The organism is Microbacterium sp. Leaf159, from assembly GCF_001423615.1.
Taxonomy (GTDB): domain Bacteria; phylum Actinomycetota; class Actinomycetes; order Actinomycetales; family Microbacteriaceae; genus Microbacterium.
Genome location: NZ_LMOU01000001.1, coordinates 1,354,172 through 1,368,380, shown reverse-complemented (window position 1 = coordinate 1,368,380; position 14,209 = coordinate 1,354,172). Strand labels below are relative to the sequence as shown.

Here is a 14,209-nt window from a genome sequence, read left to right as displayed (position 1 = left end):
GCTCTCCCGTCGGGCCGCCGGAGCGGTGATGCGCCGGTCTGGGTAGCATCGGAGTATGGACCCGCTGCTGCTCGCCGTCGAGTTGTGGTGGATCGCGCCTGTCGCCGCGGGTGGAGCTGTCGCCGGCGCGGTCGGACTCCGTCGCCGCAGCACGAAGAGCGGGCGCCGACTCGAGTACGACGCCGCCCGCCACGATCTCAAGGCCGCGCAGCAGGCGGTCGTCGAACGACGGATGGCTGTGAAGCTGGCCAGAGCCGACGTCGCTCGCATCTCTGCCGAGCGCAGTGCGCGCCGCGCGACGCCCGACCAGGTAGCCGGAGCCAAGCGGATGCTCCGCGCCAAGGAGAACGACGCGAAGGCCGCGAACGCCGATGTCCGTGCCAAGCAGGTGCGGCTCAGCGCCGCTCGCGCGGCGATCCCCGCGGCATCCGCGCCGCGTCCACTCGAGCGGCTGCAGGCGCAGCATGACGCGATCGTGGTGCGCTGGATGCGGTACGAGACCGACGCGGGGCTCCAGATCGCCTACCCGGCCATGACCGACGTCAAGCAGCCGGCCACGGCCGAGTACCTCCGCGCTGCCGGGAACGCGGTCGAGGCTCGGAGAGCGGCAACCGGTCGGGTCAGCCCCACGGACTACGCCGCGTATCGCGATGCGGTGGCCGACCTCGAGCGCGCCTTCGAAGCCGCGGAGCATTCGGCGAGGGTCCAGGCGGGTGAGGCGCCGCAGCCGTCATCGGCCTGGCAGGATGCCGCGCAGGACATGATCAGCCGCTCCACCGACGCCATCGATCGTGCAGCGGGTGCCGCGGCATCCGCGCTCGCCGCCTGGAACGCCCGCAAGCGCCCTGACAAGCACTGACCGCCGCCTCCTTCGGGGAGACGGCGGTCGTTCTGCCGATCTGCGGTCAGGCCCCGATCGTGCGTGAGGCGATCAGCTCTCGGTACCAGCGGCCGGAGTCCTTCACGGTGCGCTCGAGCGTGTCGAAGTCCACCCTCACGATGCCGAACCTCTTGGCGTAGCCGTACCCCCACTCGAAGTTGTCAAGCAGCGACCACACGAAGTAGCCGCGCAGGTCCACACCGCGTTCGAGCGCACGGTGCGCGGCGGTGAAGTGCCGCCGCAGGTAGTCGGTGCGTTCGGGATCGTGGACCGAACCGTCGTCGGCGACCGCATCCTCGAACGCGGCCCCGTTCTCGGTGACCATCAGCGGTTGCCCGGGGAACTGCTCCGACAGCGAGACCAACAGCTCCTCGAGCCCCTCGGGTGCGATGTTCCAGCCCATCGCCGTGTACGGCCCCGGCTGCTCGACGAACTCCACGAGCCGATCGCTTCCCGGCCACGCCGTTCCGCCTGCCGCGCCCTTGTGGCCGTCGTTCTGCTGCTTCTCCGTGATCCCGTCCCACAGCCGCACTGTCGCGGTGGAGTAGTAGTTCACGCCCAGCACGTCGATCGGCTGATCGATCGCGGCGAGATCTCCGTCGCGCACGAAAGACCAGTCGGTGACCGACGCCGTGTCATCGAGGAGGTCCGCGGGGTACTCGCCGCGAAGCATCGGGTGTGTGAACGCCCGGTTCGCCAGGGCGTCGATGCGCCTCACAGCCTCATCCGCCCCGTCGCCCTGACCGCGGAGCACGTGGAAGTTGAGCGTCACCGAATAGTCGGGGTCGCCGGTCGACGTGGCGCGCAGCGCCTGCAGCGCGCGCCCGTGAGCGAGGTTGAGATGATGGACCGCGGCGAGAGCGGATGCCGGTTCGTTGCGCCCCGGCGCGTGACCTCCCTGACCGTAGCCCAGGTAGGCCGAGCACCACGGCTCGTTGAGCGTCGTCCAGGTCTGCACGCGGTCGCCGAGCGCCGTCCCCATGATCGAGGCGTACTGCTCGAACGCGTCGGTCGTGGCTCTCGAGGTCCACCCGCCGGCATCCTCGAGGTACTGCGGGAGATCCCAGTGGTAGAGGGTGGCCACCGGGCGGATTCCGCGTTCGAGCAGCCCGTCGACGAGCCGTGAGTAGAAGTCGATCCCCGCCTGGTTCACCGCCCCATCGGCCGCCGGCACGATCCGCGGCCAGGCGATCGAGAACCGGTAGGCCTCGAGGCCCAGGTTCGCCATGAGGTCGAGGTCCTGATCGACGCGGTGGTAGTGGTCGCACGCGACGTCACCCGTGTCGCCGTTCCACACCTTTCCGGGTGTTCGGCTGAAGGTGTCCCAGATCGACGGCGTCCGGCCGTCCTCGCCTGCTGCTCCTTCGATCTGATACGACGCTGTCGCCGAGCCCAAGAGGAATCCCTCAGGGAGCAGGAGACCGGTGCCGCGGTAGTCGTCGGCGTGGGGGAGCGTCATCGGGTCACCTCCGACAGGTCGGTAGAATACGTCTTCGACTCTCCGTCCGGCGCGGTCACGGTCACGGTCGCTGTGCCTTCTCCGCCGGGGAAGACGCGCAGCGTCAGACCCTCGTGATAGTCGTAATCGGGCTTGTCGGTGCGCGAACCCCACGGGAGGACGGTGCCCGGGCGCACGTACAGCGGCAGCGATTCGAAGCCGTGGGTCTCACGGCGCCATCCGCCGCCCGTCACGGTCTCGCCCGTGAGGAGCGATGTCCATTCGCCCTCCGGCAGGTAGAACTCGACACCGCCGTCTTCGGAGAACACCGGCGCGACGAGCAGACTCGACCCGAGCATGTACTGCCGATCGAGGTAGCCGACCGCCGGATCATCCGGGAACTCCAGCTGCATCGGTCGCATCAACGGGGTGCCCGTGTGTGAGGCATCGATGCCCTGCTGATACAGGTAGGGCATCAGCTGCATCTTGAGGTGGGTGAATCTCCGAGTGACGTCGACCGCCTCCTCATCGAAGGCCCACGGAACCCGGTACGAGCTCGACCCGTGGAACCGCGAGTGCGAGCCGAGCAGGCCGAAGGCCGTCCAGCGCTTGAACACACCGGCATCCGGTGTGCCCTCGAATCCGCCGATGTCGTGACTCCAGAACGCGAAGCCGCTCAACGCGAGCGAGAGTCCGCCTCGCAGCGTCTCCGCCATCGAGGTGTACGTCGAGGTCGAATCACCGCCCCAGTGCACCGGCATGCTCTGTCCGCCGGCCGTCGCCGAGCGGGCGAAGAGCACCGCATCGTCCGCCCCGCGTGCGTCGGTCAGCACGTCGTGCACCGCGCGGTTGTACAGGTCGGTGTACAGGTTGTGCATCCGCTCGGGATCCGAGCCGTCCGCCCAGACGACCTCCGTGGGGATGCGCTCGCCGAAGTCGGTCTTGAAGCAGTCGACGCCCTGGTCGAGCAGCCGACGAAGGTGCCCCTGGTACCAGGCCGTCGCCGCCGGGTTCGTGAAGTCGACGAGTCCCATGCCCGCCTGCCAGAGGTCCCACTGCCAGATGGTGCCGTCGGGCCGCTCGACCAGGAATCCCTGATCAGCCGCCTCACGGAACAGGGGTGAGCGCTGCGCGATGTACGGGTTGATCCACACGCAGACCCGCAGGTCCTTGTCGTGCAGCCGAGACAGCATGCCCTCCGGGTCGGGGAACACCCGGGGGTCCCATTCGAAGTCGCACCACTGGAACTCGCGCATCCAGAAGCAGTCGAAGTGGAACACCGACACGGGCAGCTCACGCGCGGCCATCTCGTCGATGAACGAGGTCACGGTCTGCTCGTCGTAATCGGTCGTGAAACTCGTCGAGAGCCACAGCCCATACGACCAGGCAGGAACGACCGGAGGGCGTCCCGTGAGCGCCGTGTAGCGCCCGAGCACGTCCTTGGGTGTGGGGCCGGCGATGACGAAGTACTCGAGAACCTCGCCGGCGACCGAGAACTGCACGCGCTCGACGGACTCCGAGCCGATCTCGTACGAGACGTGACCGGGGTCGTTGACCAGCACGCCGAAGCCGCGGTTCGACAGATGGAAGGGGATGCTCTTGTACGCCTGCTCGCTGGAGGTTCCGCCGTCGGCGTTCCAGATGTCGACCGACTGGCCGTTCTTCACGAGCGGACCGAAGCGCTCGCCGAGGCCGTACACGAGTTCGCCGACCCCGAGATCGAGCTGCTCGTGCATGAACGTCGACCCGGTCAGCGTGCTTCCGCCCTGTCGTGCGTTGTCGACGATCCCCGCGTCCACCTGCGCGCCGGGTGCGAGACGTACATACCCCTGCGCCTTGTGGCCGCTTCCGGTGACGCGTCGCCCGTCGACCTCGAAGGCGAGATCCCAGGGTGCCCCAGGGATGATCCGTGCCACGAGAGATCCGGCGTCGATGACGCCGCCGGATTCCGTGATCGACACGGTCGGTGCCCCAGAACCAGAACCGGGAAGATCGAAGCCTCCGTGCCAGCGGCCGCCCTCATGATGGGCGACCCGCACGCGGATGACGCCTTCGGCGGGGGAGGAGAGCGTCGTCGTCAGCACCGGTCGGTTCAGGGTGTCACCGCGTTTCGTGATGACCATGGTGGGTGCCGTGATGACGATGCCGACTCCGTCGGGGGTGTCGTCGGTCTCGGCGATGTCGTAGGCCTCCTGCGCGTAGAGCGCGGTGACGCCAGGACGCAGTTGCCAGAACCCGTCGGTGAACTTCATTACTTGACTGCTCCTGCCGTGATGCCGCGTGTGAGGGTGCGCTGGAAGATGAGGAAGAAGATGAGCGTGGGAATGATGCCGAGGAGCGCCGAGGCACTCGTCGTCGTGACGTCCATCAGTCGATCGCCCTGCAGCACGCTGATCGCGACGGGGACCGTCTGGTTCGCGTTCGAGGCGAGGAACGTCAGCGGGATCAGGAACTCGTTCCACGTCCAGATGAAGAAGAAGATGAGCAGCACCGACAGCGTGGGGCGGCTGATGGGGAAGACCACGCGCCAGAGGATCTGCCAGCGGCTCGCGCCGTCGAGCGAGGCGGCCTCGAGGATCTCCTTCGGGAACGTGCCGTACACCGACGACAGCAGATAGGTGCCGAAGGCCGCCTGGATCACGGTGAAGACGATGATGACCGACCACACATTGTCGTACAGGCCGACGGATTTGAACATGTAGTACAGCGGGTAGAGCAGCGCCTCCTGCGGCAGCAGGTTCGCGAGCAGGAACAGCAGCACGATCCAGCTGCGCCCGCGGACACGGCCGATCCCGATGGCGAAGGCGTTCAGCATCGAGATGACGACGGCGAGAACCGAGACGACACCCGCGATGAAGAGCGAGTTCCAGACCTTCTCGGGGAAGTTCACCCGCTCCCAGAACTTGACGATCCCCCCGAAGTCCAGGGTCTCCGGGAAGGCGAGGGGACCGGACGTCGCATAGTCGACGGGCGATTTGAACGAGTTGACGAGAACGAGGTAGAAGGGCGCGATGACCAGGAGCGCGCCGATCACGACGAGCGCGAGCATCAGCCAGTCGATCGGACGCTTCTTCGTCATCCCACCGCGGGGGCGGGTCTTGGACGGCTTTCCGGTGACGATGGCGGTGGTGGCGTGCATCACAGACCCGCCCTTTCCTTGCGCTCGAGGGAGTTCTGGACGCGGATGAAGATGATCGACACGATCACCACGACGATGGTCAGCACCGTCGCGATGGTCGCGCCGTAGCCCACGTTCCGCTTGGTGAAGAACTCCTGGTACGCGTAATAGGCCGGGACGAGCGTCGCACCGGCGGGGCCGCCGCGAGTGATGATGTACACGGGGCCGAAGACCTTCAGTGCGGCGATCGTGCAGGTGAGGGTCACGACGAAGATCTCGGGGCGGATGATGCTCATCGTGATCGACGAGAACCGCTGGAACCAGTTCGCCCCGTCGAGCTCGGCGGCCTCGTAGAGCTCGGGGTCCACCCGCTGCAACGCCGCCATGAAGACGACGACGGGGTAGCCGAGTTGCACCCACACCATGACGACCATCAGCACGATGAGGGCCGAGGGCATCTGGCCGAGCCAGTCGTAGGCGGGCAGGCCGAACCACGCGAGGATCTGGTTGAGCGCTCCGTCTCCGCCCGGTCGGACGATCCAGCCGATCACGATGCCGGCGACCGCGATGGGGAGGATCTGCGGGAGGTAGTACGTGGCACGGAGGAAGCTGCCGACCTTGCCGCCGAACTTGCGCCCGACGACGTCGAAGAGGAGAGCGGCGACGATCAGTCCCACGATGGTCGGGACGACGACCATCGCGAGGATCATCCACACCGAGTTCGTGAACGACGTCCAGAAGTCGCTGTCGGTGAGGATCTTCTGCCAGTTCTCGAGCCCGATGAACTCCGGGGTGCGCACGCCCTTCCACTTGGTGAAGGTCAGGTACACGTTCCAGATCAGCGGGACGATCACGACGACGAGCAGAAGCACGAAGCCGGGAAGCAGGTACATCCAGTAGGCCCCGGTCCCGCCGCTGCGCTGCGGGATCGACGGCTCTTCGGGCGGCAGCTTGGTGCGGCCCTCGCGGCGTGTGACGAGTGACATCTTCATCTCCAGGAGGATGCGGGGGCGGAGCCGTGCGGCTGCCACCCCCGCGAGTGGATCAACGGAATTCCGAGGTGCCCTCGTCGTACTGCTCGCCGAGGTTCTTGTTGGTGGTCTCGGCGTCCTGCGAGCCGGTGATCAGACCCTGCAGCTGCTGCACGATCACGTCGTAGAAGCCCGGGGCGGGCCAGTCCGGGTAGAACGAGAGCCCGTCGGCATCGAGCACGCCGTTGAACGTCTCGATCAGGGCTGCGCTCTTCTCGTCGGTGATGTCGGCGGTGTCAGCGGCAACGGGCAGGCCGCCGTTGTTGCCGATGATCGCCTGGATCTCGGGGCGCATCGTGATGTCGATGAACTCGTAGGCGAGTTCCTTGTTCGCGGCATTCTCGGGGACGACCCAGAGGTTGCCGGACGACCCGAGCGACAGGTCTGCCCCGGGGAAGGCCGTCATGGTCCAGTCGAAGCCGGTGGCCTCCGAGACGAAGCGACCGAACCACCAGGAACCGGACACGAAGATCGGCGAGGTGCCGTTGATGAACGAGACGCCGGCGTCTTCTGCCTTGACGGAGGACACATCCGAGGCGATGTAGCCCTTGTCCATGTACTCCTGAAGAGTCTCGGTCGCCGCGGTGACCTCGGGGCCCTGCCAGTCGACCTCTCCGTCGTAGAGCTGGTACGAATCCACGAAGCTGCGGTCGCCCTCGAGCAGCGCGAGCTGATACCAGAGCTGGCCGAGAGGGTACTCGGCTCCGGCCTCGGCCAGCGGCGTGATGCCCTGCGCCACGAACGCGTCGAGCACGTCGACGAACTCCTCGTACGTGGTGGGGATCTCGAGCCCCGCCGCCGCGAAGGCGTCCTGGTTGTAGTAGACGCCGACGAACTCGCCGTAGTTCGGGACGCCGAACCAGGTGTCGCCGCCCATGACTCCGTCTTCCGAGTACTTCGCGGTGGTCTGCAGCGACGGCGCGAGCTTCTCGTCCCAGCCGTACTCGTCGACGGCATCCGAGATGTCGGCGATCAGGCCTGTGGAGGCGAGGAAGCCGGCTGTCGCGTTGCCCTTGTTGAACTCCATGAGGTCGGGTGCGGCGTCGGTGTCGAGCACCTGGCTGGCGGTCTTCTGGATCTGCTCGAACGACTTCTCCTCGAACTCGACCGTCGCGCCGGTCTCCTCCTCGAAGATGGTGATCGCTTCGGCCCATGCCTTGCCCATAGCGCTGTCGGCGCCCTCGTAGTGCCAGAGCTTGAGGGTCTGCCCGTCGCCGCCCTCGTCGGACGATCCGGCGGTGCAGCCGCTCAGCGCGATACCGGTCACGGTGAGGGCGGCGAGAGCCGCCAACGTCTTTGTCCTGCGGATATTGCGTGCCATCGTCGGCACTCCTTTCTCGGTGGCCCTGAGGCCGGACACATCGGTGGGTCGGGTTTTCAGTTGTGAGGAAGCCATCGTCGAAGCGTTTCGATGACGGCGATGCGGAAGTCTGTTCCGTCCGCGGTCACTCGCGTGAGCGAGCCACGGAACCGGCGGAGTGATATTCGGGAGGGATGAGGTGGATCTGCGCGGGCATGCCCGGCGCTTCGAGGTGCTGGACGGCGAGATCGACGGCGAGCTCGCACGACTGCTGCGGCACGAGCGGGATTGTGTCGATCGGCACAGGAAGACCCGAGGTGTCGAAGGACGCCGCCGCCGAGATCACCGAGACGTCGTCGCCGACGCTCAATCCGCGGGCGGAGAGCGTCTCGAGAAGCGCCTCGTGCACGTCGCCGACGGCGTGGACGATGAAGGCTCTCTCGCCTCGATCGAGTGCGTGTCCGACAGTGGCGCGCACGGCCGACGCGTCCGTGGTCGTCACTCCGGTCGTCGCCCACTCGAGGGACAGCCCCCGATCCCGCGTGCGGCTCTGCACTCCGCGCAGCAGGCGACGGGGGAAGTTCGATTTGCGGTAGGAGACCTCTGTCTGCCCGAGCAGGGTGACAGCGGTGTGGCCGGCATCCGCGAGTCGATCCACGGCGAGGTGCCCTGCGGCCTCGAAGTCGAGGTCGACGCACGTGAGACCGTCTGCCTCGTCAGGGATTCCGATGAAGACCGTGGGGGAGCGCAGCGAACGTGCGATGTCGGCCCGCTCGTCGTCCGGCGCGACGTCGAGCACGAGGATGGCATCGACGAGGTTGCTCGCGGCCACGCGATTCATGCCCTCCGACGCCTGCTCGTCCGTGAGCAGGAGGATGTCGTACCCGCGGCGACGGGCGGCGACCGCGGTCGCGAGCACGAAGGCCATGTGTGTCGGTGCGTGGGTGTCGGCGCGCAGCGGCTCGGTCAGGCCGAAGATGTTCGTGCGCCGTCCGGCGAGCATCCGTGCACCTGCATCAGGCTCGTAGCCCAGTGTCTGCACGGCGTCTTCGATGCGGCGTCGGGTCTTCTCCGATACCGGGCGCTTGCCGCTCAGCGCATAGGAGACGGTGCTGATCGATACGCCGGCGGCCTCGGCCACCTGGTGGATCGTCGTCATCAGGACTCCATCGTCGTGTGTGTGAATCATCGAAGCGTTTCGCTAACGCCTCTGGAGCGATGATAGACACCCTCATCCACCGAAAGCAAGACTTTTGTGGTTGCTCGCAACAAATTGACGACGGACAGCGCGGAGCGTTCCCACGGATAGACCGGACAGGGCGACGGAGCCTCGATGGGGGAGGGGATTCGAGACCCCGCCGCCGGTCTACGAAGTGATGCGGATCTGAGCGATGACTTCCGAGTACTCGGTCTCGCCGACCGGGGTGAACCCGACGCGGAGGAAGAACGCCTCAGGGCCGTCTTCTCCGGCCTCATAGATGACGTTGACGTGATCGAAGTCGCGGGCACGCGCCTCTTCGAGAAGGCTCTCGACCGCGAAGCGCCCGACACCCTTGCCCTGGCCCTCGGCGTCGACGTTGATACGCCAGAGAACCGAGCGGAAGTGCTCCTCGGGAGCCTCCGCATCGAAGTTGGCGCTGACGAACCCGACGACGTGATCGCCGTCGAGGACGACCCGCTGCCAGGAGGTCTGCGGATTGATGACGGTCGCAGCGATGCCGTAGGACACCGGAGCGAGGAACTGCTCCTGTCCGGGCTTGAGCGACAGGTTGTTCACGGCGACGATCGTCGCAGCGGAGAGTTCGACCATGCGCAGTTCGGACATAGTCACAGGCTAACCCCTTCGGTGGTCACCTGTGCGGAAACGTCGACTTTCGTCAGGGGTGGGCGAGTGTGCGATGCCGGAAGTCGATGCGCGCCCCGACAGGTCGGCGGACATACGTCGGGAGCGCCTCAGGTATCTTGGTATCGAGACAAATATGCCCTCGCGAACGGAGAACCTCCTGGTGACCGACGACGCCATCATCTACACCTACACGGACGAGGCTCCGGCTCTCGCCACCGCCTCCTTCCTGCCGATCATCAAGGCCTACACGGGTCAGGCGGGCATCGAGGTCGAGACCCGCGACATCTCGCTCGGCGGCCGCATCCTCGCGGCGTTCCCGCAGAAGCTCACGCCCGAGCAGCAGGTCGGCGATTCGCTCGCCGAGCTCGGTGGCCTCGCCACGCTGCCCGAGGCGAACATCATCAAGCTCCCGAACATCTCGGCCTCGATCCCGCAGCTCAAGGGCGCGATCGCCGAGCTGCAGTCGCAGGGGTACGACATCCCCGACTTCCCGGACGAGCCGTCCTCGCTCGAGGAGAAGGACGTCCGCGCACGTTACGACCGCATCAAGGGATCCGCGGTCAACCCGGTGCTCCGTGAGGGCAACAGCGACCGCCGTGCGCCTCTGGCTGTGAAGAACTACGCCAAGAAGCACCCGCACCGCAACAAGCCCTTCGCCGAGGGCTCGAAGACGCGCGTCGCCACACTCGGCCACGACGACTTCAAGCACAACGAGCGCTCGTGGGTCGCCGCTCATGACGACGTGCTGAGCTTCCGCCACACCGCCGCAGACGGCACCGTGACGGTCCTCAAGGAGGGGCTCAAGGTCCTGCCGCGCGAGATCATCGACGCCACGTTCCTGTCTGCCGCGCACCTCGACGCGTTCCTCGCCGAGACGCTGGAGACGGCCAAGAACGACGACGTCCTCTATTCGGTGCACCTCAAGGCCACGATGATGAAGGTCAGCGACCCGATCATCTTCGGTCACGTCGTGCGCGCCTTCTTCAAGGACGTGTTCGCGCAGTACGGCGACAAGCTCGCCGCTGCGGGCCTGAACGCCAACGACGGCCTCGGATCGATCCTCGCGGGTCTCGGCGACATCGCCGGCGGCGACGACATCGCGCCCGCGTTCGACAAGGCCATCGCCGAGGGGCCGCGTCTGTCGTACGTCAACTCCGACAAGGGCACCACGAACCTGCACGTCCCGAGCGACGTGATCGTCGACGCCTCGATGCCCGCGCTCGTGCGCAACGGCGGCAAGCTGTGGGGCAAGGACGGCGGCGAGGCGGACACGCTCGCAGTCATCCCCGACTCCTCGTACGCGAGCGTCTACCAGGCGGTCATCGACGACGTGATCGCCAACGGCCCGCTCGATCCCGCCACCATCGGAACGGTCCCGAACGTGGGCCTGATGGCGCAGGCGGCCGAGGAGTACGGCAGCCACGACAAGACGTTCGAGATCGCAACCGCCGGCACCGTCCAGGTGCTCGACAGCGAGGGCACCGTGCTGATCGAGCACGAGGTCGGCGCCGGCGACATCTGGCGCGCGACCCAGACCAAGCACATCCCCGTCATGGACTGGGTCAGGCTGGCCGTCTCCCGTGCTCGTGCGACCGGCGACCCTGCCGTGTTCTGGCTCGACGCCAACCGTTCGCACGACGCGCAGATCATCGCCAAGGTGCACCAGGGACTCGCCACGCTCGACATCAAGGGCCTGACGATCACGATCCTCGCCCCCGAGGAGGCCACTCGTTACACGCTCGCGCGTATGCGTCACGGCCTCGACACCATCTCGGTGACGGGCAACGTGCTGCGTGACTACCTCACCGACCTGTTCCCGATCCTCGAGGTCGGCACGAGTGCCAAGATGCTCTCGATCGTGCCTCTTCTCGCGGGTGGCGGCCTGTTCGAGACCGGCGCCGGCGGCTCCGCTCCCAAGCACGTGCAGCAGCTCGTCGAGGAGAACTACCTGCGCTGGGACTCGCTGGGCGAGTTCTTCGCTCTCGCCGCGTCGCTCGAGCACTTCGCAGACCGCACCGGCAACGAGAAGGCACGTGTCCTCGCGGAGACGCTGGATGCGGCAACGGGAACCTTCCTCGAAGAGGACCGGTCACCGGGCCGTGCACTCGGCACGATCGACAACCGCGGAAGCCACTTCTACCTCGGCCTGTACTGGGCGCAGGAGCTGGCGACGCAGACGAAGGATGCCGACCTCGCAGCGGCGTTCGCTCCGATCGCCGCGACGCTCGCCGAGAACGAGGAGACGATCGTCTCCGAGCTCAACGCCGTGCAGGGCAAGGCCGTCGAGATCGGCGGCTACTACCGCCCCGACGACGCGCTCGTGACGGCCGTCATGCGCCCGTCCGCGACGCTGAACGGCATCGTCGACGCGCTGAGCTGACGACAGCAGAAAGGGCCGGATGCGCGAGCATCCGGCCCTTTCTTGCGCTTGCTCGGGGAAGACGCGAACCCGTGTCAGAAGACGCGCTGGACGGGTCACCGGGAAGCGCGCACGACGAAGCATCGACCGCGCATCGACGGTGAGAAGACCCGATTCTCCGGCTCAGCGGAGCACGGCGATCAGTTGTGGACCGAGACCTCGAGGCCGACCGGCGACCACTCGTACACGAACTTCGCGACGTCGATCGGCATGTTCACACAGCCGTGGCTGCGCGGGGATCCGAAGGCGTTGTGCCAGTACGTGCCGTGGAAGCCTTCGTCGCCGTTGAAGTACGTGACCCACGGGACGTTCGGCGTCTCGGTGATCGAGCCGTCCGGTTCACGGCTCTTCATCGTCTGCATCCGCACGTGCGCGTACACCTTGAAGTTCCCGGTGTCCGTGGGCGTCGCACTCTTGCCCGACGAGATCTTCCAGGAGCGCACGACGGCGCCGTTCTCGATGAGAGTCGCCGTCTGAGAACCCAGATCGACATCGATCTTTCGAACCAGGTTGACGGACTCGAACGGGGTCTCGGAGACCGTGATCGGGATGACGCCGTCTCCGGCCTCCAGCTTCGATGCGGCCTCGGAGGCGAGGTTCGACGTGTCGCCGATCGCACGTCCGTTGATGCCCTCGGACTCGGTGCGGAGGATCTTGCCCGCGGAGTCGACGATGTTCGTGGCGTTGACGGGAGCGCGGTCGACCGCGGCGGGGAGCCCGGCGATCGTGGCCTGGATCGCCGTCTCGTCGGCGACGATGCGAAGCTCGCCGTCTTCGTCGACGACCGAGAACCAGGTCGAGGCGGTCGCGGCATCCACCGGGACGGTGCGCTCTTCGCCGATGTAGAAGCCGATGGTGCCGAGCATCGTGTTCAGCGATGTCGCGACGGTCGTCGCGTCCTCATCGGTGACAGCCGGTGCCGCCTCGGCGGGGTCGCCCGGGAACTCGAGGCTGCTGCCGCCGTCGGCGATGGTGTCGACCATCGCCGCAGCGAGTGCGTCGACGTCGACGGCGGTGCCGGTGGCGGACGGCGTGATGACGTAGGCGCCTGTCGCCGCGTCGAACACGACGCCGGCGTCCAGGGGGTCTTCGAAGCTCGACGGCACAGCCTCACGCAGTGCGGAGTCCGCCTTCGCCGGGTCGAGGGTGATCTCGGCGGGGACGGGGTCGCCCATCCACATGCTCACATTCCAGAGCGGTCGTTCGGCGAAAGCCTGGTCGGCGAGAGCGGTCGCATCGATCGTGGCGCCCAGGTCTGCCCCGGTGAGCACGGCGTCGTCGCCTGCTCCGGTCAGCGTGATCTCGGTCTGCGAGACGTGCGCCTGGATGGTGTCCGCCGCGGCGCCGGGGGTCAGCCAGCCCACGGGGATCCCCGCGACCGTCGTTCCCGGTGCGATCAGGATCATCGACGCAGCACCCGCGCCGAGCGCGAGGACGCCGACCCCGAGACCGATCCACAGGCCGAGGCGCTTCTTCTTGGGAGCGGGTTCGATGGGTGCCCAGGCGAGCTCAGGGTCACCGCCGTTCGGCGGCATCGAGTCGGTGGGCGTATCGTCGCCGGAGTGCGTGGGCGCGTCAACGGGGGGCCGGTCGCCGGAGGCGGTCGCCTCGGTCAGCTTCTCGGTCTTCGCATCCTGCGCTGAGATCAGATCGGTCACGAACTTCACCCCCCGGTTTCTCACGTGTCCTTAGCGATATGCTACGCGATCGCAGGTAACGGGGAGGCAACGGTCCACAGGTCGGGGCGAATCCCCGCGTCGATCAGTCCGTGACGACAGCGAGCCCGTCGATCTCGACCAGCATCTCTTCGCGGGGCAGACCGGTGAAGACCGTGGTCCGTGAGGGCAGCGGCACGCCGCTGGTGGTGTGGGCCGTGACGAACTCGCCGTACGCATCGTTCATGATCGAGAAGTCCTCGCGCTTGGTGAGGTACACGCGCAGCATCACGACGTCGTCGAACGTGGCGCCGGAGGCCTCGACGATCGCCTTGACGTTCTCGAGGGTGCGGGTGGTCTGCGCTGCGACGTCGCCGGGGAAGAGGTACTCGTTGGTCCGGGGGTCGACGGGCCCCTGACCGGAGACCTGCACGATCGGACCCTTGCGGATGCCCTGGGAGAACGTGTGGGCGGGAGCGGGGGCGGCGTCGGTCGAAACGCGGATCTTCGCAGTCATGTGAC

General features: G+C 66.9%; 11 protein-coding genes. 2 read left to right on the top strand and 9 right to left on the bottom strand.

Annotation, left to right across the window (positions count from 1 at the left end; translation table 11 throughout):
* Positions 1 to 55 precede the first annotated feature (55 nt).
* Complete coding sequence (locus ASF80_RS06545) at positions 56 to 859, top strand: hypothetical protein (RefSeq protein WP_056309060.1); 804 nt, start codon at positions 56 to 58, stop codon at positions 857 to 859.
* 46 nt (positions 860 to 905) lie between these two features.
* Here ASF80_RS06545 and ASF80_RS06540 read toward each other — a convergent pair whose 3' ends face one another.
* The 7 genes from ASF80_RS06540 to ASF80_RS06510 form a co-directional block, all read right to left on the bottom strand.
* Positions 906 to 2,339, bottom strand: coding sequence for a GH1 family beta-glucosidase (locus ASF80_RS06540; RefSeq protein ID WP_056309058.1), 1,434 nt, complete (start codon positions 2,337 to 2,339; stop codon positions 906 to 908).
* A complete protein-coding gene (gene yicI, locus ASF80_RS06535) occupies positions 2,336 to 4,570 on the bottom strand; it encodes an alpha-xylosidase (protein ID WP_056309055.1) in 2,235 nt (744 codons plus the stop codon). The genes ASF80_RS06540 and yicI overlap by 4 nt, the downstream gene beginning before the upstream one ends.
* Positions 4,570 to 5,457, bottom strand: coding sequence for a carbohydrate ABC transporter permease (locus ASF80_RS06530; RefSeq protein WP_082488207.1), 888 nt, complete (start codon positions 5,455 to 5,457; stop codon positions 4,570 to 4,572). The genes yicI and ASF80_RS06530 overlap by 1 nt, the downstream gene beginning before the upstream one ends.
* Positions 5,457 to 6,422 carry a carbohydrate ABC transporter permease gene (locus tag ASF80_RS06525; protein WP_157521077.1) on the bottom strand — a complete coding sequence of 322 codons (966 nt, stop codon included), beginning with the start codon at positions 6,420 to 6,422 and terminating at the stop codon, positions 5,457 to 5,459. The genes ASF80_RS06530 and ASF80_RS06525 overlap by 1 nt, the downstream gene beginning before the upstream one ends.
* A gap of 58 nt (positions 6,423 to 6,480) precedes the next feature.
* Positions 6,481 to 7,788, bottom strand: coding sequence for an ABC transporter substrate-binding protein (locus tag ASF80_RS06520; protein WP_056309053.1), 1,308 nt, complete (start codon positions 7,786 to 7,788; stop codon positions 6,481 to 6,483).
* Between the two features lie 124 nt (positions 7,789 to 7,912).
* Entirely contained in the window at positions 7,913 to 8,926 is a 1,014-nt protein-coding gene (locus ASF80_RS06515) for a LacI family DNA-binding transcriptional regulator (RefSeq protein ID WP_056309052.1), read from the bottom strand.
* 207 nt (positions 8,927 to 9,133) lie between these two features.
* Positions 9,134 to 9,592, bottom strand: coding sequence for a GNAT family N-acetyltransferase (locus ASF80_RS06510; protein WP_056309050.1), 459 nt, complete (start codon positions 9,590 to 9,592; stop codon positions 9,134 to 9,136).
* A 181-nt stretch (positions 9,593 to 9,773) separates the two neighbouring features.
* On the opposite strand from ASF80_RS06510, the gene ASF80_RS06505 reads away from it, so the two are divergent.
* Positions 9,774 to 11,993: an NADP-dependent isocitrate dehydrogenase gene (locus ASF80_RS06505; protein ID WP_056311874.1), complete on the top strand. Its 2,220-nt coding sequence runs from the start codon at positions 9,774 to 9,776 to the stop codon at positions 11,991 to 11,993.
* Between the two features lie 179 nt (positions 11,994 to 12,172).
* Here ASF80_RS06505 and ASF80_RS06500 read toward each other — a convergent pair whose 3' ends face one another.
* Both ASF80_RS06500 and ASF80_RS06495 read right to left on the bottom strand, forming a co-directional pair.
* The gene (locus tag ASF80_RS06500) at positions 12,173 to 13,699 is read right to left on the bottom strand and encodes a L,D-transpeptidase family protein (protein ID WP_056309048.1); all 1,527 of its coding nucleotides are present in this window, start codon (positions 13,697 to 13,699) and stop codon (positions 12,173 to 12,175) included.
* A 94-nt stretch (positions 13,700 to 13,793) separates the two neighbouring features.
* Entirely contained in the window at positions 13,794 to 14,204 is a 411-nt protein-coding gene (locus tag ASF80_RS06495; RefSeq protein ID WP_056309046.1) for a RidA family protein, read from the bottom strand.
* Between the last annotated feature and the right edge of the window lie 5 nt (positions 14,205 to 14,209).